Origin of the sequence: Roseovarius mucosus DSM 17069 (assembly GCF_000768555.3) — a bacterium.
Lineage (GTDB): Bacteria > Pseudomonadota > Alphaproteobacteria > Rhodobacterales > Rhodobacteraceae > Roseovarius > Roseovarius mucosus.
On record NZ_KN293978.2, the window covers coordinates 161,235 to 185,294 of the forward strand.

The 24,060-nt window shown below is 65.1% G+C and carries 23 protein-coding genes; 12 read left to right on the forward strand and 11 right to left on the reverse strand.

From position 1 onward, the window contains the following. Positions 1-68 precede the first annotated feature (68 nt). Entirely contained in the window at positions 69-884 is an 816-nt protein-coding gene (locus tag ROSMUC_RS07795) for a metallophosphoesterase family protein (RefSeq protein ID WP_037271398.1), read from the forward strand. Here ROSMUC_RS07795 and ROSMUC_RS07800 read toward each other — a convergent pair. The 3 genes from ROSMUC_RS07800 to ROSMUC_RS20990 are packed head-to-tail and all read right to left on the reverse strand — an operon-like array spanning position 821 to position 3,457. Continuing rightward, on the reverse strand, positions 821-1,792 hold the full coding sequence (locus tag ROSMUC_RS07800) for a site-specific tyrosine recombinase XerD (protein ID WP_037271400.1): 972 nt from the start codon (positions 1,790-1,792) through the stop codon (positions 821-823). The genes ROSMUC_RS07795 and ROSMUC_RS07800 overlap by 64 nt on opposite strands. Further along, the gene (locus tag ROSMUC_RS07805) at positions 1,789-3,321 is read right to left on the reverse strand and encodes a hypothetical protein (protein WP_037271402.1); all 1,533 of its coding nucleotides are present in this window, start codon (positions 3,319-3,321) and stop codon (positions 1,789-1,791) included. Before ROSMUC_RS07805 ends, ROSMUC_RS07800 begins: the two co-directional genes overlap by 4 nt. Then, positions 3,308-3,457, reverse strand: coding sequence for a hypothetical protein (locus ROSMUC_RS20990; RefSeq protein ID WP_170062555.1), 150 nt, complete (start codon positions 3,455-3,457; stop codon positions 3,308-3,310). Before ROSMUC_RS20990 ends, ROSMUC_RS07805 begins: the two co-directional genes overlap by 14 nt. A gap of 90 nt (positions 3,458-3,547) precedes the next feature. Here ROSMUC_RS20990 and ROSMUC_RS07810 point away from each other — a divergent pair, with 90 nt between their 5' ends. Together ROSMUC_RS07810 and aroB are read left to right on the forward strand one after the other, a co-directional pair. Beyond that, positions 3,548-4,129: a shikimate kinase gene (locus ROSMUC_RS07810; protein ID WP_037271404.1), complete on the forward strand. Its 582-nt coding sequence runs from the start codon at positions 3,548-3,550 to the stop codon at positions 4,127-4,129. After that, positions 4,126-5,244, forward strand: coding sequence for a 3-dehydroquinate synthase (gene aroB / locus ROSMUC_RS07815; RefSeq protein WP_037271407.1), 1,119 nt, complete (start codon positions 4,126-4,128; stop codon positions 5,242-5,244). Before ROSMUC_RS07810 ends, aroB begins: the two co-directional genes overlap by 4 nt. A gap of 61 nt (positions 5,245-5,305) precedes the next feature. Here aroB and tyrS read toward each other — a convergent pair whose 3' ends face one another. Beyond that, positions 5,306-6,559, reverse strand: coding sequence for a tyrosine--tRNA ligase (gene tyrS / locus ROSMUC_RS07820; RefSeq protein WP_037271410.1), 1,254 nt, complete (start codon positions 6,557-6,559; stop codon positions 5,306-5,308). 63 nt (positions 6,560-6,622) lie between these two features. On the opposite strand from tyrS, the gene ROSMUC_RS07825 reads away from it, so the two are divergent. From ROSMUC_RS07825 to ROSMUC_RS07835, 3 genes are read left to right on the forward strand one after another with little or no spacing between them, the layout of a single operon-like run. Beyond that, complete coding sequence (locus ROSMUC_RS07825) at positions 6,623-7,723, forward strand: anhydro-N-acetylmuramic acid kinase (RefSeq protein WP_037271412.1); 1,101 nt, start codon at positions 6,623-6,625, stop codon at positions 7,721-7,723. Beyond that, positions 7,723-8,475 (forward strand): maleate cis-trans isomerase family protein, encoded by a 753-nt coding sequence (locus tag ROSMUC_RS07830; protein WP_037271414.1) that lies wholly within the window; start codon positions 7,723-7,725, stop codon positions 8,473-8,475. Before ROSMUC_RS07825 ends, ROSMUC_RS07830 begins: the two co-directional genes overlap by 1 nt. Continuing rightward, positions 8,472-9,614, forward strand: coding sequence for a trans-sulfuration enzyme family protein (locus tag ROSMUC_RS07835; RefSeq protein ID WP_037271417.1), 1,143 nt, complete (start codon positions 8,472-8,474; stop codon positions 9,612-9,614). Before ROSMUC_RS07830 ends, ROSMUC_RS07835 begins: the two co-directional genes overlap by 4 nt. Before the next feature lie 168 nt (positions 9,615-9,782). On the opposite strand, the gene ROSMUC_RS07840 is transcribed toward ROSMUC_RS07835, so the two are convergent. The 6 genes from ROSMUC_RS07840 to mdoH all read right to left on the reverse strand — a co-directional run bounded on the left by ROSMUC_RS07840 (position 9,783) and on the right by mdoH (position 17,361). Then, entirely contained in the window at positions 9,783-10,343 is a 561-nt protein-coding gene (locus ROSMUC_RS07840; protein ID WP_037271420.1) for a sarcosine oxidase subunit gamma, read from the reverse strand. Continuing rightward, entirely contained in the window at positions 10,336-13,290 is a 2,955-nt protein-coding gene (locus ROSMUC_RS07845) for a sarcosine oxidase subunit alpha family protein (protein ID WP_037271423.1), read from the reverse strand. The genes ROSMUC_RS07840 and ROSMUC_RS07845 overlap by 8 nt, the downstream gene beginning before the upstream one ends. Further along, a complete protein-coding gene (locus ROSMUC_RS07850) occupies positions 13,287-13,574 on the reverse strand; it encodes a sarcosine oxidase subunit delta (RefSeq protein ID WP_037271427.1) in 288 nt (95 codons plus the stop codon). The genes ROSMUC_RS07845 and ROSMUC_RS07850 overlap by 4 nt, the downstream gene beginning before the upstream one ends. 12 nt (positions 13,575-13,586) lie before the next feature. Then, on the reverse strand, positions 13,587-14,837 hold the full coding sequence (locus ROSMUC_RS07855; RefSeq protein WP_037271430.1) for a sarcosine oxidase subunit beta family protein: 1,251 nt from the start codon (positions 14,835-14,837) through the stop codon (positions 13,587-13,589). Between the two features lie 127 nt (positions 14,838-14,964). Beyond that, complete coding sequence (locus tag ROSMUC_RS07860) at positions 14,965-15,555, reverse strand: YceI family protein (protein WP_052115288.1); 591 nt, start codon at positions 15,553-15,555, stop codon at positions 14,965-14,967. A 15-nt stretch (positions 15,556-15,570) separates the two neighbouring features. Further along, entirely contained in the window at positions 15,571-17,361 is a 1,791-nt protein-coding gene (gene mdoH, locus ROSMUC_RS07865) for a glucans biosynthesis glucosyltransferase MdoH (protein WP_245875142.1), read from the reverse strand. 163 nt (positions 17,362-17,524) lie between these two features. On the opposite strand from mdoH, the gene ROSMUC_RS07870 reads away from it, so the two are divergent. The 5 genes from ROSMUC_RS07870 (at position 17,525) to ROSMUC_RS07890 (ending at position 21,654) form a co-directional block, all read left to right on the forward strand. Next, positions 17,525-17,920 carry a 6-pyruvoyl trahydropterin synthase family protein gene (locus ROSMUC_RS07870; RefSeq protein WP_037271433.1) on the forward strand — a complete coding sequence of 132 codons (396 nt, stop codon included), beginning with the start codon at positions 17,525-17,527 and terminating at the stop codon, positions 17,918-17,920. 1 nt (position 17,921) lies between these two features. Further along, positions 17,922-18,701 (forward strand): class I SAM-dependent methyltransferase, encoded by a 780-nt coding sequence (locus tag ROSMUC_RS07875; RefSeq protein WP_037271436.1) that lies wholly within the window; start codon positions 17,922-17,924, stop codon positions 18,699-18,701. 109 nt (positions 18,702-18,810) lie between these two features. Beyond that, positions 18,811-19,629 carry a RibD family protein gene (locus ROSMUC_RS07880; protein ID WP_037271985.1) on the forward strand — a complete coding sequence of 273 codons (819 nt, stop codon included), beginning with the start codon at positions 18,811-18,813 and terminating at the stop codon, positions 19,627-19,629. A 5-nt stretch (positions 19,630-19,634) separates the two neighbouring features. Then, positions 19,635-20,600, forward strand: a complete 966-nt coding sequence (locus ROSMUC_RS07885) for a zinc-dependent alcohol dehydrogenase (RefSeq protein WP_037271439.1) — start codon at positions 19,635-19,637, stop codon at positions 20,598-20,600. Next, complete coding sequence (locus ROSMUC_RS07890; RefSeq protein ID WP_037271442.1) at positions 20,590-21,654, forward strand: glycosyltransferase family 4 protein; 1,065 nt, start codon at positions 20,590-20,592, stop codon at positions 21,652-21,654. Before ROSMUC_RS07885 ends, ROSMUC_RS07890 begins: the two co-directional genes overlap by 11 nt. Here ROSMUC_RS07890 and ROSMUC_RS07895 read toward each other — a convergent pair. After that, positions 21,636-22,643 carry a GlxA family transcriptional regulator gene (locus tag ROSMUC_RS07895; protein WP_037271445.1) on the reverse strand — a complete coding sequence of 336 codons (1,008 nt, stop codon included), beginning with the start codon at positions 22,641-22,643 and terminating at the stop codon, positions 21,636-21,638. The genes ROSMUC_RS07890 and ROSMUC_RS07895 overlap by 19 nt on opposite strands. A 146-nt stretch (positions 22,644-22,789) precedes the next feature. Between ROSMUC_RS07895 and ROSMUC_RS07900 the strand changes: the two genes are divergently transcribed. Continuing rightward, positions 22,790-24,025, forward strand: coding sequence for an N-acetylmuramoyl-L-alanine amidase (locus ROSMUC_RS07900; RefSeq protein WP_037271448.1), 1,236 nt, complete (start codon positions 22,790-22,792; stop codon positions 24,023-24,025). The last annotated feature ends 35 nt before the right edge of the window (positions 24,026-24,060 follow it).

Below are 24,060 nucleotides of genomic sequence, written 5' to 3' on the forward strand. Positions count from 1 at the left end.
CTGTGCGGTCCCTTTTAGTTTACAGGGTTATGGGGCGTGCGCCCCCTGCATTCAAGGGAGCATGGCCGATGCAAATCACAGATTTGGGCGCGTTGTCTGGGCCTGTGCTGATTTTTGGCGGGCCATATTCCAATTTGCAGGCGACGCAGGCGGTTCTGGCTTGGGCAACTGCCCATGAAATTCCCCCGGAACGTATGATCTGCACGGGCGATGTCGTGGCCTACTGCGCCGAGCCGGCCGAGACAGTGGCCTTGATCCGCGCGGCGGGCTGTGTCGTGCTGGCGGGAAATTGCGAGAAACAATTGGCGCGCAACGCGATGGATTGCGGATGTGGGTTTGATACGGGCACGACCTGCGACCTGTTGTCTGCCGGGTGGTACCGACACGCGGACCGTGCGGTTGGCGGAGAAGCGCGCCGCTGGATGGAGACGCTGCCGGATCTCATCCTCTTCACCCATGCCGGTCGACGCGCGGCGGTGATCCATGGTGGCCTGACGGATATCAGCCGATTTCTCTGGTCCGTATCCAGTGATGAGGCATTTTTGGATGAAATCGACCGGATTCAAGAGGTTGCAGGCCATATTGATCTGGTTTTCGCGGGCCACTCCGGATTGATGTTTCAGCGGCGTATCGGCACGGTAGAGTGGATCAATGCCGGAGCAATCGGCATGCCGCCGCATGATGGCCGGGTTGAGACCGGCTTTGCGGTATTGGATGAGCACGTCACCTTTCATCGCCTTAGCTATGATCATCACGGCGCGGAGGCAGCGATGCGGGCGGCGGGGCTGGTGCAGGGGTATGATGTGGCGTTGACGACCGGCTATTGGCCCTCGGAAGAGGTTTTGCCCCCGGTCTTGCGCCGGGCGGCCTGCGCCAACGGGTGATGCTCTTGCACCAGTGCTTGGAGGCGGGCCTCAAGCACATGGGTATAAATCTCGGTTGTGGCGACATCGGCATGGCCAAGCAGGGTCTGGATCACTCTCAGGTCGGCACCGTTGGCCAAAAGATGCGTGGCAAAGGCATGGCGCAGGGTATGCGGCGTCACCTTGTCTGGATCGACATGAGCTTTGACAGATATTTCTTTGATAAGGTTATAAAATCTGTGACGCGTCAGGTGCCCGGCCGCCCCGCCTGATGCGAAGAGATAGGGCGAGGGTTGCAGGCCTTTGGCGCGGCGCGTGCTCTCTTCGGCTTCGCGAATCGCAAGCCAGTCTGCCAGGGCCGCGCGCGCGGGCGGCGAGAGGGGCACCATACGTTCCTTGCCCCCCTTGCCGCGGACCAAGATCATGCGCGGATCGCCCCGCGCGGCGGCAAGGGGCAATGACACCAGTTCGCTCACGCGCATGCCGGTCGCATAGAGCAGGGCGATCAGGCAGGCGTTGCGGCAGCGTTCGGAGGCGGTGCGCCCGTGGGCCGGAGCACTGTCCAGCAGGCGGCTGACCTCGTCTTCGCTCAGAGTCTTCGGCAGGCGCTGCGCCTTGCCGGGCCCCTTGATGCGAATGGCAGGGTTATCCGAGCGCAACCGCTCGTCAAAGGCAAATCGGTAGAGCTGGCGGATTGCGGAGAGCCTGCGCGCCCGCGTGGCCCTTGCCAGGCCCTGCGCGTCGCAATGGATCAAATAGCGATCAATATCCGCCTGGGACAGTGTTTCCAACGAAAGCTGTTGATTTGAAACCCAATCAACAAAGTCATTAAGATCCCGCGCATAGGCCAGAAGGGTGTTTTTCGCGGCTCCGACCTCGGCGGCTTGCGCCTCGAGAAAGAGATCGACCCAACGTGCCGCGGCGTTCACCCGCGTGACCCCAGCAGGAGGAGTTGCAGGGCGGCGCGGCGCGCTGTGTCCTCGAGGCCCAGAGCCCGCAGCGTGGCAATCGCGCCCGGCAGGGCATCGCGGGCACGGTCGCTGTGACCGATCTGTCGGGCGGCGGCCAGGATCGCTTCGCCCAGCCGGCCGGCATCAATCAACGCCTGATGCTCCGAAGGGGGCGTGACGCTGGCAAAGCCTGCGGCGATGGCCCCTTGAAGCGCGGTGCGCGCGGTCCCGGCAGAGGGGGTTCCAAGCGCGGTTTCAATCAGGAAGCGTTGATCCGACGACGGTGACTCGACCCGAGCGGCAGCCGTTTCGTACTGTTCCGACAATAGTGTGATTTCAAAGACTTGCGATGCGATACTCTGCGGAATCTCCGCTTCGTTCAGGCGTTCTGCGAAAAGCTCTGCGAAGATGACCTCTAGTCGTTGGTCCTGCGCGGCGCGCCAGGCTCTCGGTAGCGCCTGAACGAGATCCTGCGTGGCCCCTTCACTCAGCGCCAGATCAAGTGCTTGAACCGCCGCAACCCGATCCCAGACCCCGCCCGAGGCCGCTGGGCGGCGATCCGTGTAGAGCCCCAGGAGGCGCGAGGCGGGAATGGCGCCGGTGCGTGCCAAGCGTTCCGCCGCTTCGATTTCGGCCTTCCAGCCCGAATTGCCGCGCAGGTCGGCCATGGCGAAGGCGCGGGGCAGGTTATGCGTTGGCAGCGCGGTGCCGATGGCCTCAAACAGGCGGAACTGCAATGCCGTGATGGATTGGGGCGGTTCTGGCGGTTCCGTTACGTCGATCAATTCGGGATCAAGGTAGAGCGCAAGAAGGGTCGCATCGGTTTCCGAGAGCGTGTCGAGGGCGGTGGCGCTGTGATAGGTCAGGGCGGCAGTGTTCCAGTCGCCGGTGCGCGCCGCGCAGTAGATCCGCGCGCCGAAATCCGAGGTCAGGCGTGGTTTGCGACTAAGCATAGCGCAGGCCGGGTCCTCTTGACCCAGCAGGAGTGACAGATCAAACCATTGATCAAAAAGAGATTTTGTCATGGGGCCGGCGCGCTCGGCCATTGCCTGAGCGGGCTCGATTGCGCCGAAGTCACGCAGGGCTTGGAGGCGCGCCTGCAAGAATGCCGCCTCTGTTCCGGCATCCAGGGGAGCATTCGCCTCGGCCAGAAGCAGGGTGTAATAGAGCGCCTGAATGGCAGGCAGTGGTTCGGACTCAAGCTGAGACAGGGCGCGTAAAAGCGTTGGAGTTGTACTTTTTTCCCAGAGGGTTACAGGCAGTCCTGTGGTGGTGCTGGGCAATAGGCCAACCGCATCGGCACGCGGCGCGTCAAGGGCAGTGACGGTTACGTTCGGCACGGTCACGGTATCGGCAGCGGGGGGTTCGGTAAGCGAGGGGCGCGGGGCGGTGGTGACAGCGGCGGTGCTGGCCTGATCCAACCAGTCGATGGCCGAGAGAGGCTGCTGCGCGAGGGCGGCACCCGTCGCGGTCAATCCCAGAAAAACTGCTGCACTAATCCGTATCAAGAATGATGTCCTGCCGAATCTCGGTCTGGTCAGGCGAGAAGTCCGCACCAAAAAAAGGCCCGATATAGGCATAGGCCACCAAGGCGATAAACCCTAGAATTGCCAGATAAATCAGCCATTTGATTAATCTTAGCATGTCATCCCCTGCCTGTTTTGCCTGTTCTTTTTCCCAAGTTATAACTGGCCTTTTGCGCAAGATCACGTCATTGAGTGAAAAACTTTGTGAATGGGCAAGGGAGCGCCGAAAGTGTCGGCCAAGGGGCACTGGAAATTGGGCAAGACGGTCGTGCTGGTGGGCATGATGGGGGCAGGCAAGACGGCGGTGGGCAAGGCGCTGGCGGCCCGGATTGGCGTGCCGTTTCTCGATTCGGATGCCGAGATCGAGAAGGCCGCAAACATGGCAATTTCCGAGATATTTCAAAGAGATGGCGAGACATTCTTTCGCGCGCGAGAGACCGAGGTGATTGATCGGTTGCTGGATGGGCCAAGGGCGATCCTGTCCACCGGCGGTGGCGCATTTCTGGCCGAGCGCAACCGCGAACTGGTGGCGCGCAAGGGGGTGTCGGTCTGGCTCGATGCTGATCTTCCGCTGCTGTGGTCGCGGGTAAAAGGAAAGAATACCAGACCCTTACTGCGCACAGCTCATCCATTCGAGACGCTGACGCAGATCTACAATGCCCGCGTGCCGATCTATCAGTTGGCCGAGATTCGGGTACGGGCGCGGCCGGAATACAGTGTCGAGGCGATGGCCGAGCAAGTTCTTAACGCGCTCAGCACGCGCAAGGAGCTATTGGAGTGGGTGGAATGACCGAAATCGTGCATGTAGGCCTGCCGGGACGGGAGTATGATATTCATATCGGGCCGGGTCTGTTGCGGCAGGCTGGTGCGCTGATTGGGCCGCTCTTGCGACGTCCGCGCGTGGCGATCGTGACCGATGCCACAGTGGGGCCGCTGCATCTGGAGACGCTCTGCAAAGGCTTGGAGTTGAAAGGGATTTCCTCGGTTTCTCTAACGCTTCCGGCGGGCGAGGCGACTAAATCCTGGCCGCATTTCGAGCGGGTGGTCGAATGGTTGCTCGAAGAGAAGGTCGAGCGTAACGATGTGGTGGTTGCGTTTGGCGGCGGCGTGATCGGCGATCTGGTGGGCTTTGCGGCGGCAGTGCTGCGGCGGGGCGTGCGGTTTGTTCAGGTTCCCACGAGTTTGCTGGCGCAGGTGGACAGTTCGGTGGGGGGAAAGACGGGGATCAACGCGCCGCAGGGCAAGAACCTGATCGGGGCGTTTCACCAACCGAGCCTGGTTCTGGCTGATACCGAGGTCTTGGGCACGCTGACAGAACGGGACTACCTTGCGGGATACGGCGAGGTCGCCAAATACGGGCTTCTTGGAGATAGTGACTTTTTTCAATGGCTTGAAAGCAATGCTTCACGCGCTGCGTCGGGCGATATGGCGGCGAGAATTCATTTGGTCAAGCGCTCGGTCGAGATGAAAGCCGAGATCGTGACGCGCGACGAGACCGAGCAGGGTGACAGGGCGTTGCTCAATCTGGGGCATACATTTTGTCATGCACTGGAGTCGGCCACACACTATGATGGGTCGCGGCTCTTGCATGGGGAAGGGGTGGCGATTGGCTGTGCGCTCGCGTTCGAGGTGTCGGCGCGGCTTGGCCTGTGCTCGCAAGAAGACCCGAGCCGGGTGCGGGCGCATTTTCGCGACATGAAGATGAAGGTTGATCTATCTGATATATCAGGAGATTTGCCGGATGCCGATGGGCTGATCGCGCTCATGGGGCAGGATAAAAAGGTTGTTGATGGCAAGCTGCGCTTTATCCTTGCGCGCGGGATCGGGGAGGCGTTCATCACCTCGGATGTGCCGCCGGAGGCGGTGCGTGACGTGCTGAAAGAGGCGCTGCGCGGGCGGGGGTGACCCTTACGGACCTTACAAATCGTAAGCTGATTTTGTAAGGTCCGGGGTTCGAATTTGCCCCTCAATCGGACAGCTTGACGAGCGCATGACGTTTCTTGCCCGCCGACAGCTTGATCGGCGATTGGAGGGCGGCGGCGTCGATCATCAGGCCTGCGTCGGTTAACGGTTCGTCATCCAGACGCGCGCCGTTTTCAGTAATGAGGCGCTTGGCCTCTTTGCCGGATTTGGCAAGTCCGGCGCGCACGATGAGTTGCACGATGGAAATTCCCTCGGACACTTCCTCGGCGGTCACCTCGACGGTGGGGAGATCGTCGCCCACGCCACCCCGCTCGAACACCTCGCGGGCGGTAGCCTCGGCTGCCGCTGCCGCCTCTGCCCCATGCAGGAGGGTTGTGACCTCATTGGCGAGAATGATCTTGGCGGCGTTGATCTCGGAGCCTTCCAGAGCGCCAAGGCGCTCGCATTCCTCGATCGGCAATTCGGTGTAGAGTTTGAGGAAGCGCCCGGTGTCGGCGTCGGTGGTGTTGCGCCAGAACTGCCAGAATTCATACGGGCTGAGCATGTCGGCCGAAAGCCAGACCGCGCCGCCCGCCGATTTGCCCATCTTGCGCCCGTCCGAGGTGGTCAGAAGCGGCGAGGTGAGGCCGAACACCTCGTGGTCGATCACGCGGCGGGTGAGGTCGATGCCGTTGATGATATTGCCCCATTGATCCGAGCCGCCCATCTGCAGGACGCAGCCGTGACGGCGGTTCAATTCAAGGAAATCATAGGCTTGCAGGATCATGTAGTTGAACTCGAGGAACGACAGCGATTGCTCGCGGTCGAGGCGCGATTTCACCGATTCAAAGCTGAGCATCCGGTTTACTGAGAAATGCCGCCCGATGTCGCGCAGGAATTCGAGGTAATTGAGCCCGTCGAGCCATTCGGCGTTGTTGAGCATCATGGCATCCTGCGGCCCGTCGCCATAGGCGAGGTAGCGTGCAAAGACGCGATTCATGCCGGCGATATTCTCGTCGATCTGCGCAGGCGAGAGCAGCGGGCGTTCATCCGAGCGGAACGAGGGATCGCCCACCTTGGTGGTGCCGCCGCCCATGAGCGTGATGGGGCGGTGCCCGGTCTTTTGCAGCCAGCGGAGCATCATGATGTTGAGCAGGTGCCCGACATGCAGAGATTTTGCCGTGGCGTCGTAGCCGATATAGGCGGTGACGGTTCCAGCCTGCAGCGCCTCGTCCAAACCCTGATAATCCGTGCAGTCGGCGAGATAGCCGCGCGACGTCATCACGTTCAGGAAATCGGATTTGGGGCGATAGGTCATAATGCTTGTCCCGGCTTGGTTTGCGCGGCATGTATATGCAGTCGGTGGGCAAAGGAAAAGGCCATGTTGAAGGCGGAGCGCCTCTGGGCGTTGGGGGCGATGTCGGGCACCTCGTTGGATGGGGTGGATGCGGCCATGGTCGAGACCGATGGCGAGACGATTTTTGCCTTTGGCCCAACCGCTTATCGTGGATACTCCGCCGAGGAGCAGGCGGTTTTGTCTGCCGCCTTGGGGAAGTGGCCGGGCGAGGATCTGGAAGAGGCGCAAGCGCTGGTTGAGCGCGCGCATCTGGAGGTTCTGAGCCAGTTCGAGGGCGCGGCGCTGGTGGGGTTTCACGGGCAGACGCTGGCGCATGAGCCGCGCGGGCGGGGCACGCATCAGTTGGGCGATGGCGCGGCCTTGGCCGAGGGGCTGGGCCTGCCGGTGGTCTGGGATTTTCGCAGCGCGGATATTCGGCTGGGGGGCGAGGGCGCGCCGCTGGCCCCGTTTTTCCATTTCGCCTGTGCCAAGTGGATCGGGGCTGAGGAGCCGCTGGCGTTTCTGAACCTTGGCGGGGTCGGGAATATCACCTGGCTTGATCCGAAGTTTGCGCGGCCAGAGGAGCCGGGGGCCATTCTGGCCTTTGATACCGGGCCAGCCAATGCGCCGATCAACGATCTGATGCTGGCGCGGCGCGGAGAGGCGTTTGACCGCGATGGCGCCTTGGCGCGACAGGGCGAGGTGGCGCAAGGGGCGTTGGAGCTGTTCCTGGATGAGCCCTATTTCCTGCGGATGCCGCCCAAGTCGCTGGATCGGGACACATTCGCCGACATGATCGGATTGGTGGGCGAGTTGGGCGATGCGGATGCGGTGGCGACGCTGACCGGCATGGCGGCGGCGGCGGTCCTGCGCGGGATGGAGCATTGCCCGCGCCCGCCCGCACGCTTGCTGGTGACGGGCGGCGGGCGGCATAACGCCGTGATGATGCAGATGCTGCGCGCGGCCCTCGATTGCCCGGTGGAGCCGGTCGAGGCGGTGGGGCTCGATGGGGATATGCTGGAGGCGCAGGCCTTTGCCTATCTGGCGGTGCGGGTGGCGCGGGGACTGCCTACGTCCTGCGCCAGCACCACGGGGGTGCGCGCCGCCGTGTCGGGCGGGACAATCAGTCGGGTGGAGGGGCGGTGATGGAATATGATCTGGACGGTGGAGCGGGGTCCGGGCTGCGGCTTGGGATGATCGTGCTCAGCACCGATGAAACGGTGGAATACGAGGCGCGGATGACGCTGGCGGGGCGGGATGTGAACCTGCTGCACGCGCGTATTCCGGCGCAGGCCGATGTGACGCCCGAGGATCTGGCGCGCATGGCGCCCGAGATGACGCGCACGGCGGCGCTCTTGCCGCGCGGGTTGCAGGCAGTGGCCTACGCCTGCACCTCGGGGGCGACGATCATCGGATCGGACGAGGTGGCGCGGCTGATCCATCTGGCGCATCCCGGCGTGCCGGTCACGAACCCGCTGAGCGCCGTGATCGCGGCGCTGCATCGGTTGCAGGTGCGGCGCATCGCGATGGTCACGCCCTATGTGCGCGAGGTGAGCGGGCCGATGGCGGCGGCGCTTGGCGCGGCGGGGATCGAAGTGATCCATGCGGTCAGTTTCGGGCAGAAAGAGGATTGGACCGTGGCGCGCATCAGTGAGGCCAGCACGCGGCGGGCCATGCTGGAGGCGGCGCGCGTGCCGGGGGTGGAGGCGGTTTTCGCCAGTTGCACCAATTTGCGCACCTTCGGCGTGATCGGGGCGGTGGAGGCGGAATTGGGCCTGCCGGTCGTCACCTCAAATCAGGCACTCTTGTGGGATATGTTGCGCCGGGCCGGGGCCGATGCGCGGGGATGGGGGCCGGGGCGGCTCTTTGCGATGGAACATGGAAAGATCGACGCATGAAGAATGAACCGCTGAAACCCGCAACGATTGCCGCGCAGGCGGCGGGGGCCAAGGACACGGCGACAGGCGGCGTGGTGCCGGGCATCTCGCTGGCCACGACCTATACGCGGGGTGCAGACTATGCGTTGCTGCGGCCTGACAACATGTATGGGCGCGATCAGAATGACACGGTGCGGCAGGCCGAAGAGGTGATCCGGCAGTTGGAGGGGGCGGCGGCGACGCTGCTCTTTCCCAGCGGCATGGCGGCGGTGGCGGCGGTGTTTCGCGCACTGCCCAGTGGCGCGCGGGTGGTGATGCAGACCGGCATCTATTGGGGCACGCTGAAATGGGTGCGGGCCTATTGTGTGCGCCGCGCGATCCTGCTGGATGAGATCGACGCGTCGGACCCGGCGGCCCTGGCGGCGGCGTGCCGGTCTTCGGCGGATATGGTCTGGATCGAGACCCCGTCGAACCCGTGGCTGAAAACGGTCGAGATCGCCACAGCGGCGGGGATGGCGCATAAGGCGGGGGCCATTCTGGTGGTCGATGGCACGGCGGCGACGCCGGTGCTGACGCGGGCGCTGGATCTGGGGGCGGACATTGTGATGCATTCGGGCACCAAGGCGCTGAACGGGCATTCGGATGTGTTGGCGGGGGTGCTGTCCTGCCGTGAGCCGGGCACTGCGATGTGGCAAGAGATCGTGACCGACCGGCATGATGCGGGGGCGGTGATGGGGCCGTTCGAGGCGTGGCTCTTGATGCGGGGGATGCGCACGCTGCCGCTCAGGATGGAGCGGATGTGCGAGAATGCGCTGGCCGTGGCCAGATATCTGGAGGGGCATGCGCAGGTCGAGACGGTGCTTTACCCCGGATTGGAGAGTCATGCGGGCCATGCCATTGCCACGCGGCAGATGTGCGGCGGCTATGGCTATCTGCTGTCTGCGGTGGTGGCTGGCGGGCGCGAGCGGGCGTTGCAGGTGGCGGGGCGGTTGCAGCTTTTGCATCGCGCGACATCGCTGGGCGGGGTCGAGAGCCTGGTGGAGCATCGCCATACGATCGAGCCGCATACGGGCATCCCCGAGGGGCTGTTGCGGTTTTCGGTGGGAATCGAGGATGCGGGCGACCTGATCGCCGATCTGGCGCAGGCGCTGGATGGGTAGGGGTGTTTGAGGCGACTGAATGGGGTCCCGGGTCAAGCCCGGGACGGGTTAGGGAATGGTGAGGTCCCGGGTCAAGCCCGGCACGAGTGCGGATGGGGCACGCCCCGGCCTTGAGCCGGGGCCTTGTGCCTTGGGTTTGCGAGGTCCCGGGTCAAGCCCGGGACGAGGTTAGTGCGCCGAGCGGATTGCGGTTAGCAGCGCGTGGTGCAGCGAACCGGCTGAAGAGCGGGGGCCGATCACCGAGATGTGGCGCGGGCTGTGGCAGAGCAGAAAGCAGCCCATATGTTCGACCGCTGCGCGCTGCGCCTCTCCGCCGGTAAAGGCGCGGGTGTTGGCGTTGGTGAGGCGCTCAAAGACATCGGCCAGCCCGTCCCCGCTGAGATCGAAACGGCACCATGCGCCGGTCTGGTCGGTGACGCTGGCGGAGCCTTTGGCCTCTGCCTTGATCCGTTCTGCCAGATCTTCGTGGCTGTCAATCGGCGCGTCCAGCATCCATTGATCGGGTCCCATCCAGAAGGCCATGAGGGTCTCGCCGCCCATACGGGCGGGGCCGGGGGCCTGGGCACCGATCAGCGACGCGACCAGCGCGTTGGCCTGCGCCTCGTGTCCAAGGCGGGCCGCGACGGAGGCCAGCGCGCGGTCGGTGACTTCGGTCAGGGTCACGGGACCGTGGCTGTCGATACGGGGACGGGTGGCCCCAAGCGGGCTGATGGCGATGAGATCATGCACGGAGGCGCTCTCCTTCTGGATCGACGAAATGGGCGCTGACGACTTCGACGTCATGTTCGACACCGGTCAGGGGCGAGACAAGGCGCAGGATCTCGCCCATGCGAGTATCGCCGGATTTGAGGAAGGCCAGCGCAATGGAATGCCCCAAGTTGGGCGAGTAGCAGGCGGAGGTGACATAGCCCTGATCATGGGCGGCATCGACCGGGCTGCCGCGTGTCATCAGATGCGCGCCTGCGGGCACGGGCTTGGAGCGGTCCACCGGGCGCAGGCCGACGAGGCGCAGCGCGTCCGGTGCATTGAGCCCCTCGCGGCGTGAGAGCACGGCACCGATCGAATCCTTGTTGGCCGAGACTATCTTGCCCATTCCGAGATTGAGCGCGGTGGTGGTGCCATTGAGTTCGTTGCCGGCCGCGTGGCCCTTTTCGATGCGCATGACGCCGAGCGCCTCGGTGCCGTAGGCGACCACGTCGAATTCGCGCCCCGCCTCCATCAGGCGGCGGATCATGGCATCGCCGTAGCGCGTGGGCACGGCGATTTCATAGGCCAGTTCGCCCGAGAAGGAGATGCGGAAGAGCCGCGCGGGCAGCCCGCCGCAGACGGTGATCTCTCCGCAGGCCATATAGGGGAAGCCCTCGTTGGAGATGTCGAATTCGGGGTCCACCACCTTTTGCAGCAGTTTGCGGGCGTTGGGGCCTGCGACGGAGTATTGTGCCCAAGCCTCGGTCGTGGAGATGAGTTGCACATCCATGTCGGGGCAGAGGCACTGGCGCACGAATTCCATGTGGCGATAGACCGTGACCGCATTGGCGGTGGTGGTCGTGACCACGAAATGATCCTCGGCCAGGCGCGCGGCGGTGCCGTCATCCATGGCAATCCCGTCCTCGCGCAGCATGAGGCCGTAGCGAACGCGCCCGACGGGCAGCTTGGCGAAGGCGTTGCAATAGATCTTGTTGAGGAAGGCGGCGGCATCCGCCCCCTGCACGTCGATCTTGCCCAAGGTGGTCACATCGCAGATGCCGACCGACCGGCGGGTTTGCAGCACTTCGCGGTCCACGCTCTGTCGCCAATGGGTTTCGCCCGCGCGCGGGAACCATTGGGCACGCAGCCACATGCCGACCTCGACAAACACGGCACCCTGTTCCTCGGCCCAGAAATGGCTGAGGGTCTTGCGGGTGGGGCGGAAATCCTTGCCGCGTGCGCGGCCCGCAAAGGCCCCGATGGCCGTGGGGGTATAGGGCGGGCGGAACATGGTGGTGCCCACCTCGGGGATGGATTTGCCCGCCACCTCGGCCATGATCGCGAGACCGGCGGTGTTCGAGGTCTTGCCCTGATCGGTGGCCATGCCAAGCGTGGTATAGCGCTTGAGATGCTCGACGGAGACGAAATTCTCCTGATGCGCCAGTTTCACATCCTTGGCGGTCACGTCGTTCTGTTGGTCGACCCAGGCGCGCTTGGCCCCTTTGACATGCCAGAACGGCGTGAGGGCGAGCGGCGTATCCTCGGCCTGCGGCAGGTCGGGGCGGGTGGCGCTGTGGCCAAGTTCTGTGGCGATTTGCGCGGCGGCGTCCGCCCCAGAGGTCAGGGCGGTGTGGTTTGAGAAACGACCGTTGGCTGCGCCCACGACAACCATGCCCTCGGGCAGGGTGCCGCCGGGGACGAAGGCGTGAATATCGGCGTCCCATGTGGGGCGGCCACGCTGATGGCAGGTGAGGCTGACGTTGGGGTTCCAGCCGCCCGAGACACCGAGCGCGCCGCAGCGGATCGTGCGGCGGGTGCCGCGTGCATCCGTGACCTCGATCTTGGTCAGGCCAAGGCGGCCCGAGGTGTTGGTGACGGTGCCGCCCGCGATCACCTCGTACCCGTTGCCCTTGGGGGCGTCGGGGCGCGTGTCGATCACGGCGGCGACGGTGACGCCCTTGGCCTTGAGGTCCTGTGCGGTGCGGTGGCCGTCGTCGTTATTGGTGAAAACGGCAATTTCCGGTGCCGGGGTGGCGGCCCAGCGGTTGGCATAGGCGCGCAGCGAGCCTGCCAGCATGATGCCGGGGCGGTCGTTGTTCTCGAACACGATGGGGCGTTCGGTGGCCCCGGCGGCGAGGATGGCGCGGCGGGAATAGATGCGCCAGAGGATCTGGCGCGGCTTGCCCTCGGGGGGGACGGGCAGGTGATCGCTCACGCGTTCGAGCGCGCCGTAGATGCCGTGATCGAAGGCCCCGAGCACGGTGGTGCGGGTCATGAGGCGCACATTGGGCAGGGCGGCCAGACGTTCGGTGGCCTCGGCGGCCCAGTCGGAACCGGATTGTTGGCCAAGGCCGAAGGTTTCGGCGTTGAGGCGGCCACCGGGTAGGGAATCTTCATCCGCGAGAATGACGTTGAGACCGGATTCGCCCGCGGTCAGCGCCGCCGCCAGACCGGCGGGACCAGCACCGATGATCAGCAGGTCGCAGTGCAGATAGCCCTTGTCGTAGCTGTCGGGGTCTGCTTGCAGGCTGAGCGAGCCAAGGCCCGCAGCGCGGCGGATGATGGGTTCGTAGAGTTTTTCCCAAAAGGCCGCGGGCCACATGAAGGTTTTGTAATAAAACCCGGCGGCAAAGAAATTCGACAGGCGGTCGTTGATCGCAAGTGCATCAAAGGCAAGCGAGGGCCAGCGATTCTGCGACTGCGCGGTGAGGCCGTCGAAAAGCTCGGCTGTGGTGGCGCGGGTGTTGGGTTCGCGCCGCGCGCCGTCGCGCAATTCAACAATGGCGTTTGGTTCTTCGGAGCCTGCCGAAAGCGGGCCGCGCGGGCGGTGGTATTTGAACGAGCGACCCATCAGGCGCACGCCATTGGCCAGCAGGGCGGAGGCGAGGGTATCGCCGGGATGGCCCTTCATCCATTTGTCGTCGAAGCGGAAGGAAATGGTGCGGCTGCGGTCGATCAGACCGCCAGCGAGGCGATTAACTTGGGTCATTTGGAGCGTCCTTCGCGGCGGGCCACGTCGCGGGCCAATTCCACCGAAGTGATTTCATGGGTGAGTGTGTTGCGGGTGACGACCAGCCAGCTTCGGTCGCCCTGTTCGTGGAACCAGAGTTCCCGATGCGCGCCTGCGGGGTTGTCGCGCAGATAGCCGTAGTCGATGAACTGCTCCAGCGCGTCGGGCGCGTCGGGGTCGGGGCGGTTGATGAGGGCGGCGTCGCCCTTGTAGACGAATTCGCTGGCGTCGCGGGGGCCTAGGAGGGGGTGATTGATCAGCATGTGCAGGCTCCCTCAATGCAGGTTGGGCTGGTTGCCCATGCCCTTTTCGTCGATCATCAGCCCTTTGGCGAAGCGATCGAAGCGATAGGCGGTGGCGGTGGGATGCGGTTTGTCGGTGGCCAGCAGGTGTGCATAGGCAAAGCCCGATGCGGGCGTGGCCTTGAACCCGCCATAGCACCAGCCGCCGTTGAAATAGAGGCCGCCGATATGGGTGCGGTCGATGATGGGCGAGCCGTCCATGCTCATATCCATGATGCCGCCCCACATGCGCAGGAGGCGGGCGCGCCCGATCATCGGGAAGATTGCCATGCCGCCTTCGCAGACATCCTCGACCACGGGCAGGTTGCCGCGTTGGGCGTAGGAATTGTAGCCGTCGATGTCGCCGCCGAACACAAGCCCGCCCTTGTCGGACTGGCTGCAATAGAAATGGCCTGCGCCAAAGGTGATGACACCGGGCAGGACGGGTTTGAGACCCTCGGACACGAAGGCCTGCAACACGTGGCTTTCGATCGGAAGGCGCATGCCCGCGTGCGACATGAGCCGCGAGGACGAGCCTGCGACGCAAGCGCCGACCTTTTTCGCGCCGATGAAGCCGCGCGAGGTTTCGACCCCGATGCAGGTGCCGTTCTCGATGCGGAAGCCGGTGACTTCGCAATTCTGGATGATGTCGACGCCGCGCTGGTCGGCGGCGCGAGCATAGCCCCAGGCGACCGCATCATGGCGCACGGTGCCGCCGCGATGCTGGGCGAGGCCGCCCTTGATCGGGAAGCGCGCGTCATTGACGTTGAGGAACGGATAGCGTGCTACGATCTGCGCGGTGGTCAGAAGATCGGCATCGGCCCCGTTCAGCATCATCGCATTGCCGCGCCGGATGAAGGCGTCGCGCTGCGCGTCGGTGTGGATCAGGTTGAGAATCCCGCGCTGGCTAACCATCGCGTTATAGTTCAGGTCCTGTTCCAGCCCTTCCCAGAGCTTGAGCGAGAATTCATAGAAGGGCTCATTCCCGTCGAGCAGGTAGTTGGAGCGGATGATGGTGGTATTGCGCCCCACGTTGCCGCCGCCGATCCAGCCCTTTTCCAGCACGGCGATACGCGCCTGCTTGAATTCCTTGGCCAGATAATAGGCCGTGGCAAGGCCATGCCCGCCGCCGCCGATGATGACGTAATCATAGGACGATTGCGGCGCGGCATCGCGCCATGCGGGGCCCCAGCCGCGGTGGCCGGTGAGGGCCTCTTTGATGACCTTGAATCCTGAATAGCGCATTGTATCCGACTCCTTTGCCCCAATTTCGGGGAAAAAGTGCCGCTATGGTATATCGAATTCGGTCAAAGCAGGTCTCAAATCGGACTCTGTGACAAAATCATTGTGGTCCGGTTTGCGGCGGCGCGGGTCAATCGGCGCGGATCGCCTCGAATTCGAGAATAATGCTGACCGCATCGCCGACGAATTCGGGTAGGGCATAGGTGCTGCCGAAATCGCTGCGCAGGATCTCGGCGGTGGCGGAGATGCCCAGCGTCTCCTTGCCATGGCAACAGGGGTAATCGGCGCGTTTGTTGAGCGTCACGTCGAGGGTCACGGGCTGGGTCACGCCCCGGATCGTGAGATCGCCGGTGACGGTGCCGGTGGTCTCGGAGGTGGGGGTGCTGCCGGTGGCGGTGAAGGTGATCGAGGGATGCGCTTCGGCGTCGAGGAAATCGGCGGAACGGACATGATTGTCGCGCTTCTCGTGATCCGTATCGACGCTGCCCGCGCCGATGCGGGCGGTCACCTCGCCCAGTTCCTGTGTGTCGGGATCGTAGGTAAAGCTGCCTTCGATGTCGGAAAACCGGCCCAGAACCTTGGCATAGCCTGCGTGCATGATGGTGAAGGCCACGACCGCATGGTCGGGGTCGATCTGCCATGTCGCGGGTTCGGCCTGTGCGGGGGGCGCGAGGCCAAGGGCCAGCGTTGCGCCGAGGGCTGTCAGTCTGAAGGCGGTCATGCGATGTCTCCCGTGTCAGGCGGTGTTGGCGTGTATGGTCTGGTCTTGCAGAGCGGGGCGGCGATCCTCGGGGATGTCGAAAAGGCCGGTGGATTGCGACCAGCGGCTGAGGCGGGGCAGGGTGGTGAGCACCGCCACCGGAATGGACAGGGTGAGCGCCAGCAGCACCGGCGCGCCAAAGATCAGCGCCCAAGGGGCCTGAACCCAGAACCAGAGGCAAAGCCCCGCGCCCAGCAGGGTTTGCGGCCAGAGCACGCGCGCGGCCTCATGCCATTCGAGGCGCTCGCGCGAGCGTTGTTGCGCGCTCCAGCCGATGCGCTGGCCAAAGATCAGCCCGATGGCGAATTGCGTGAGCGCGACGGCCACGACCGGCGAGGTGAGCATCGAAAAGACAATCTCGACCAGCCCGCCCGCCAGCACGCGGGCGCGCCCCCCATAGGCCGCAGAGCGCGCGGATGAGGCCAGCACCTGTGCCAGCCCCATGAGTTTGGGACTGAGGCTGAGCGTCATCAGCACGGCAAAGAGGGTGAGACCGGCAGCGGCGGGAATGGCGTTGATCTGGTCGACGGTGCCCGCGAGGGCCGCGCCGATCAGGATGAAGGCAATCCACGCCGGAGAGCTGATATACATCAGGATCGCCAGCACCAGTTGCAGGCGGCTCACGGGTTTGAGGCCGGGCATGGACAGCAGTTTGAAATACTGCAGGTTGCCATTCATCCAGCGGAGTTCGCGGCGGATGAAATCGACGAGGCTGGGGGGATTTTCCTCAAAGCTTTCGGATTCCTCGGCCAGAACGCGCACCTCGTACCCGGCGCGGCGCATCAAGACCGCCTCGACCTGATCATGGCTGAGGATCGCGCCCGAAAGCGGCCCGCGCCCGGCGAGCACCGGCAACATGCAATGCTCGCGGAAGGGGGCGGTGCGGATCACGATGTTATGCCCCCAGTTGGGGCCGCAATCGCCCTGCCACCATGCGGAGCCAAGCGTGTAGGAGCGCATGCCGTGGCGCATGCCGAACTGAAAGGCGCGGGTGAAGAAGCTGCGGGCGGGCAGGCCGGTCACGAGGCTTTGCAACATGCCGATTTCGGGGCTGGCCTGCATCACGCGGATCATGCGAAAGACGGTCTCGGCCCCCATTTCGCTATCGGCGTCGAGCGGCAGGAAAAGGTCGCTCTCGCCCTGCGGGCCATGCAGGAACTCCGCGATATTGCCGGCCTTGTAGCCGGTGTTGTCGGTGCGGCGGCGGTAGTGGATGGCCGCCATGGGGCGCGCGCTGCGCCATTGGGCGATGCGCGCCTCTTCCTTGAGGGCGACGCGGGCGTCATCGGTATCGCTGAGCACATGGTAGGAAAAGCGCCCCGCATAGGGGGTGAGGGCGATTTCCTCTTCCAATCGCCGCAGGCGGGCGATGGAGGCGTCCGGGTCTTCGTTGCGCAGCGGCATGACCACGGCGACACGGGCCGTGATCGGCTCGTCGCCGCGGATGCGGGTGAGGGCAGGTGTGACATGGGCGGCGGCGTGCGCGCCATGGCGCAGGTCGAGCGCGAGGCCAAGGATGCTGTTCCAGAGGCCGATGGAGAGCCAGGGAAGCGTGAGAAGGAAGGCGGTCAGCATCGCGCCTTCGGCCCATGTGATGCCGAGCGGCAGAAAGAGCGCGAGCATGGCGGTAAAGAGTGTCGCGACCGTCACCACGTTGAGCGCAAGTACGACACGGCGGCGGTTGGCCAGCGTGGGCGCGCGGCGCAAATGCGGCGCAATCGGCGTCACGGCTGGCGCATTTGGTCGGTTTGGGGTCAAATCTGTCACGATGGCTCTCTGTGTTCGATGCGCAACCTACAGTTATGGCGGCGCGGCGGCAGGTCCAATGAAATTCTCGTGCACGCGCGGGGTTTTGCCGATGTGATCCCTAGGCTTGACGCAATCGGAGCGCGTGTTACGTCACGCCTGCCATTCAAGGAAGGAAAGCCCCATGTTTGCCGTCGAAGTCCGTGATCACATCATGATCGCCCATTCCCTGCCTGATCCCGTCTTTGGCCCCGCGCAGGGGGTGCATGGGGCGACATTCGTGGTCGATGCCGCGTTTTATACAGAGGATATCGATGCGCATGGGCTGGTGGTGGACATCGGCCTTGCGTCGGAGGCGCTGGCGCGGGTGCTGGCCCCGCTGCGCTATGGCAATCTGGACGACAAACCCGAGTTCAAGGGCAAGTTCACCACCACGGAATTCCTGTGCCATCACATCTGGACGGGACTGCGCGACATTGCCCGCGCCGAGGGTCTGGGCGATGCGGGGCGATTGGCCCGTATCCGTGTGATGCTGCACGAAAGCCATGTGGCGCGTGGCTGGTACGAGGCGGATCTCTGAGATGGGGTTTGACCCCGGATGGCTGGCGCTGCGGGAACCGGCGGACAGGGCGGCACGGGATGCGACCCTGTTGCGTCGGGCGGTGGCGCTGGCCGGGCCGGGGGGCTCGGTGCTTGACCTTGGCTGTGGCACAGGATCGACGGTGCGCGCCTTTGAGGGGGCCGGAGCCACAGGCGCGCACTGGCGGCTTTTCGACAATGATGCGGGCCTGCTCGCGCGGGCGGCGGTGCTGCATCCGGAGGCGGCGATTTGTCAGGGGGATCTGGCGGAGATCGACGCTCTGCCGCTTGAGGGTGTCCGGCTTGTGACGGCCTCGGCGCTCTTTGACCTCGTGTCGCGGGACTGGGTTGAGCGGTTGGCCGCGCGGCTGGTGGCGCAGGGCACAGCGCTTTATGCTGCGCTCAGCTATGACGGCGTGATGCGCTGGTCGCCCGAGGATGCGGAGGATGCGGCGATCACCGCGCAGTTCAACGCGCATCAGCGGGGCAACAAGGGGTTTGGGGCAGCTCTTGGCCCAAGCGCGGCGGAAACAGCCGCCGGGATATTCGCGTCGTTGGGATATGAGGTGCAATGCGCGCCAAGTTCATGGCGGTTGGGGCCGCAAGAGGCAGAGATGCAGCGCCTGCTGCTGGCGGGCATTGCGCAGGCGGCGGCCGAGGCGGGATACGCCGGAGCAGAAGGCTGGCAGACGCGGCGCGCGCGGGTTCTTGCCGAGGGGTGGGCCGAAATCGGCCATATCGACCTATTGGCGGTGCCGCCGGGGGATGGCCGACGCGCATGACATTTTTGAAAACCCGTCTATCTCTGCTATGCACAACACAAGGCGAGCCATAGCGGCCCGCGTTCAACCATGGCGAAGCGCCGAGACGCAACGCGAAACGGAGACCCGGATGCAGAGTGCTGAAGTCACCCCCAAGGTCTGGGAGCATATTCTCGCGGCGCGCGCGGGGCGCGCGTGCCTGTGTTGCGGGGACTGGGCCACGGGCGAGCGCGCGGCGATGGCGCTCTATGGCTCGATGCTGGCTGCCCCCGGCACGCCGCAGGTCGTGGCGCAGATCGGGCAATCGCTGGACGGGCGGGTGGCCACGGTCACGGGCGATGCGGCGGATGTGTCGGGCCCGGACGGGCTGGCGCATCTGCACCGGATGCGGGCGCTGGTCGATGCGGTGATCGTGGGGGTCAAAACCGCGCTCCATGACGACCCGCGTCTGACCGTGCGGCTTGTGCCGGGGCAGAATCCGGCACGCGTGGTGATTGATCCCTCGGGGCGATTGCCGAATGAGGCGCGTTTGTTCGCAGAGGACGGCACGCGGCGGATCGTCATTCAGGAGGTGGACAAGCCGCGCCCCGAGGGGGTCGAGGTGATCCGCCTGCCGCGCAAGGACTGGATTTCGCCGCCCGCCATCGTGAGCGCCCTGCGCAAGGTGGGGCTGCATCACCTGATGGTCGAAGGCGGCGCCATCACTATTGCGCGGTTTATCGAGGCGGATTTGCTGGCGCGGCTGCATGTGGCGGTGGCGCCGCTCTTGATCGGGGCGGGGCCGCAGGGTCTGACCACGCGGCCCGTGGCGCGGTTGGCGCAGGCGCGGCGGCCTGAAACGCAGGTTTATGGGCTTGGGTCGGACGTGCTCTTTGATTGCGTGATGGGCGCGCGGGTGGCGGCGGAGGTCTGGCCGCATGCACGCCAACCGGCCGCACGGCTGGGGTGAGGGGCATGGCGCAAGCGGCGCGCGCGCTTTGGATTGTGGCCCCGGAGCAGGTGGATTTGCGTCCCGTGGCGGTAGAGCCGGGACCGGGCGATGTTGTGATCGAGACGCTCTATACTGGCATCAGCAGGGGCACCGAGCGGCTGGTGTTTCAGGGCCGGGTGCCCGAGAGCGAGCACGCCACGATGCGGGCGCCGTTGCAGGAAGGCGCGTTTCCCGCCCCGGTCAAATACGGCTATTGCGCCGTTGGGCGCGTGAGCACGGGGGATCGGGCGGGGCAGGTGGTCTTTGTGCTGCACCCGCATCAGACACGGTTTGCCTGCCCCGCGCAGATGGCGGTGCCGGTGCCGAACGGCGTGCCGCCTGCGCGGGCTGTGCTGGCGGCCAATATGGAAACCGCGCTCAATATCCTGTGGGATGCGCAGGTGGCCCCCGGCGACCGGGTGGCGGTGATCGGCGCGGGCACGGTGGGGGCGCTTGTGGGCTATCTTGCGGCGCGGGTGCCGGGAACGGATGTCACCCTGATCGACCGCGACGGGGCGCGGGCTGCGCTGGCCGAAGCGTTTGGGTGTCGGTTTGCGCAGCCGGAGGCGGCGCAGGGCGATGCGGATGTGGTGATCCATGCCTCGGCCAGTGCCGCCGGGCTTGGCACGGCGATCGGGATTGCGGGGGTCGAGGCGCGGGTGGTCGAGGCCAGTTGGTATGGCAGCGGTGAGACACCCGTGGCTCTTGGCGGCGCGTTTCATCAGCGGCGGTTGCAGATCATCTCGTCGCAGGTGGGGCGTATCCCGGCCAGCCATGCGGCACGCTGGGATTATCGGCGGCGGATGGAGGTGGCGCTGCGGCTCTTGGTCGATCCGGTGCTGGATCGGTTGATCTCCGGTGAGACGCGGTTTGACGATCTGCCGCGCGACTATGCGGGGATTTTGGCGGCGGCAGGCACCCTCTGCCATCGGGTGCGCTATGGCGCGTGAGGCTGGGCGCGAGTTGGCCTTTGCCGTGCCGGGGGATCCGGAGCTGACGACGGGGGGATACCTCTACGACCGGCGGTTGGCGGAGGCATTGGTGGCGCGGGGTATCACGCTGCGGCATCTGCGGTTGGGGGACAGTTTTCCGCATCCCGATGCGCGCGACATGGCGGATGCGCTGGCGCAATTGGGGGCGTTGCCGCGCGATTGCCCGGCCTTGGTGGATGGGCTGGCTTACGGTGCGCTCGACCCGGACGGGGTGGCGCGTCTGGCGGCCCCGATGGTGGCGCTGGTGCATCATCCGCTGGCGCTTGAGCCGGGGTTGAGCGCGGCGCAGGCGCAGGCCATGGCGGCGCGGGAGCGGGCCAATCTGAGCCGGGCGCGGCATATCGTGGTGACGAGCGGGCATATCGCGGGCCTCTTGCGCGAGGCCTATGGGGTGGCACCGGAGCGGATCAGCGTGGCGCGGCCGGGGTTTGTGGTGCCGAACCTGAGCCCGGAGCCAGAGGTGCCGCCGCTGATCCTGTCGGTGGGGCTGCTCGCGCGGCGCAAGGGGCATGACGTGCTCTTGCGGGCCTTGGCGCGGATTACAGACCTAGAGTGGCGGGCGGTGATTGTCGGGCGATTGCATGAGCCCGAGACGGTGGCGGCATTGCACGCGTTGCGGGCCGATCTTGGGCTGGCGGAGCGGGTCGAGATCGCGGGGGAGATTACGCAACCGGCGCTGGAGGCGCTGTATGGGCGCGCCACGCTCTTTGCGCTGGCGACGCGCTATGAGGGCTATGGCATCGTGTTTGATGAGGCGATGGGCCATGGGCTGCCGATCGTGAGCACACAGGCGGGGGCGGTGCCGGAGACGGTGGCCCCCGGCGCGGGCATTCTGGTGCCGCCCGAGGATGACGCGGCCTTTGGCGCGGCGCTGCGGCGGATGCTGAGTGAGCCTGCGTGGCGGGCAGGCTGCGCCGATGCGGCGCGGCAGGCGGCGGCGGGCTTGGGCGATTGGGCGGCGGCGGCGCAGGTGGTGTCCGACGCGGTGCGGGTTCACACCTCGGCGGAGTAGTCGAGCACACGCTCACGGTGTTTGCCGCGCAGGTCAGAGGGCGTCACGCCGTAGAATTTCTTGAACGCGGTCGAGAGCGTGCCGGTCGAGCCAAAGCCGGTGGCGGTGGCGATGTCGATCAGCGGCAGTTTCGTGCTCTGGATCAGGTGATGGGCGCGGCGCACACGTATCAGTTTGTAATAGTGCCCTGGCGAGGTTTCGAACACGGCGCGGAAACGGCGCTCGAGGCAGCGCTGCGAGGTGTCGACCTCATCGGCGATTTCCGCGATGGAGAGCGGATCGCTCAGATTGTCTTCCATGATGGCGAGGGCATCCGACACGGCCTTGTCGTAGAATTTGTGAAAGGCCTCGGGGGCGAAAGGCTGTGTGCTGGAACTGGTGCGGATTTCCGGCAAGAGCAGGTGGCGGCCGATTTCGGTGATCTCGGATACGGCCAAGTCGCGGGCCAGAAGGCCGATCACAAGCTCGGCCGTCGCGGCGCGCCCGGCGGCGGTGATGATGCCGTTGGAAAACTCTGACAAATTCTCGGTCATGCGCGGTTGATCCTGGGTCTCGCGCAGGATCACGGCATCGGCCCAATGGGTCGTGACAGCGCCGGTTTCGATCTGGGTGCGCGAAATGAAGGTGGTCGCGGCATCTGCGAGCAGGATCACCGACCGCCCGAGCCGCCGCATGCTGCGGACGCGGGCCATCCAGACGGCGGGATCGGCCGACTTTGAGGCGATCACGATCAGGAAGTCGGCCATGCAGTGATCTGGAATCACCGGCTCGGCGCGCACCAGCCCGGCACCGCTGCTTTGGACGAGGCCGGGACGGTCCGAGATGATGCGCCAGCCGAAATGCGCTGTGCCATGCACCTTGTTGGCGATTTGCAGGGTATGGATGATCGAGGCCAGTTCCAGATCGCAGTATTTGCGCTGCACGAAGATTTCAAAGAGAACCTTTGGGTCCTCTGGTGCGACGATGGGGCGTGGGTTTTGGCTGGTCATGGCGATTCTATAGACTGGAAGCTGTGGGATAAAAACCTTGATTGATTGTGCGGCAGGATCAAGCGCTTGTTGTGCGGGACATCGGGGCTGTTGCGTTGAGCGGTGCTCGTGTATCCTTGGGGCGAACACGAACCGGGAAACGGCGGATGAGCAGGATCATTGGCATGGGGCTGGCGCTTGCGCTGGCGATTGGGGGCGCAGGTGTGCGCGCGCAAGAGGCTGCGTTCAGCGGTCTGGCGCGGCTCGATGCCGAAGGCAGCGCTATCGCGGACACGGCGCGCGGGGTCGAGATGACCCTGAGCCTGTCGCAGGGCGTGCCCTACCGTGTCTATACGCTCGATGCGCCGCCGCGCCTGGTGCTTGATTTTCAAGAGGTGGATTGGCAGGGCATCGGAGCGGGCGATCTGATTGCGGGGGAGCGCGTCAAGGGTTTGCGGCTGGGCCAGATTCGGCCGGGTTGGTCGCGCATGGTGGCGGATCTGGATGCGCCCTATCCGCTGGAACGGGCGGGGTTGGAGATCGACCGCGCAAGCGGGCGGGCGGCTCTGCGGGTCGTCCTTGGGGCATCAGATGCCGAGCGGTTTGCCGCAACGGCGGGCACACCCGCCTTGCCCGGCTGGGATCTGCCCGATCCCAAGGATGCGCTGGTGGCGGCCCCGGTGAAGACACCGGGCGAGGGGCCGCTGGTGGTGGTGCTTGATCCGGGCCATGGCGGGATTGATCCGGGCGCCCAGGAGGGCGCGTTGACCGAAAAGGCGCTGATGCTGCAATTCGCGCAGGAATTGCGCGATGAATTGCTGCGGGCAGGGGGATTCGAAGTGGTTCTGACACGCGAGCGCGACGAATTCGTGAGCCTTGAGCGGCGCGTGGCGCTGGCGCATTGGGCCGGTGCGGATGTATTCATGTCGTTGCATGCCGATGCCCTGTCGGGGGCGCAGGCACGCGGGCTGTCGGTTTATACGCTGTCCGAGAGTGCCTCGGACAAGGCCAGTGCCGCGCTCGCGGAGCGGCACAATCGTGCCGATATGCTGGCCGGTGTGGACCTGAGCGGCAAGGATGACGTGGTGGCCGATGTGCTGATGGATCTGGCGCGGGTCGAGACACAGCCGCGCACCGCGCATCTGGCACAGGCCTTGATCGAGAGCTTTGCCGCGCATGAGGTGCCGCTTTTGACGCGGCCCCAGCGGCGGGCGGGGTTTTCGGTGTTGAAAGCCCCTGATATTCCGTCGGTCCTGATCGAATTGGGGTTTCTGTCCAGCCCGCGCGATTTGGCAAGGTTGCGCGATGAAGAGGGGCGGGCCCGGATTGCTGCGGCCCTGCGTGCGGCGCTGACCGCGTGGCGGGATGCGGATGCCGCGCGCGCGGGATTGGTGCGGCAATGAGGGGGGCGGATGCCTTGACCCGGCGGAATGTGGCG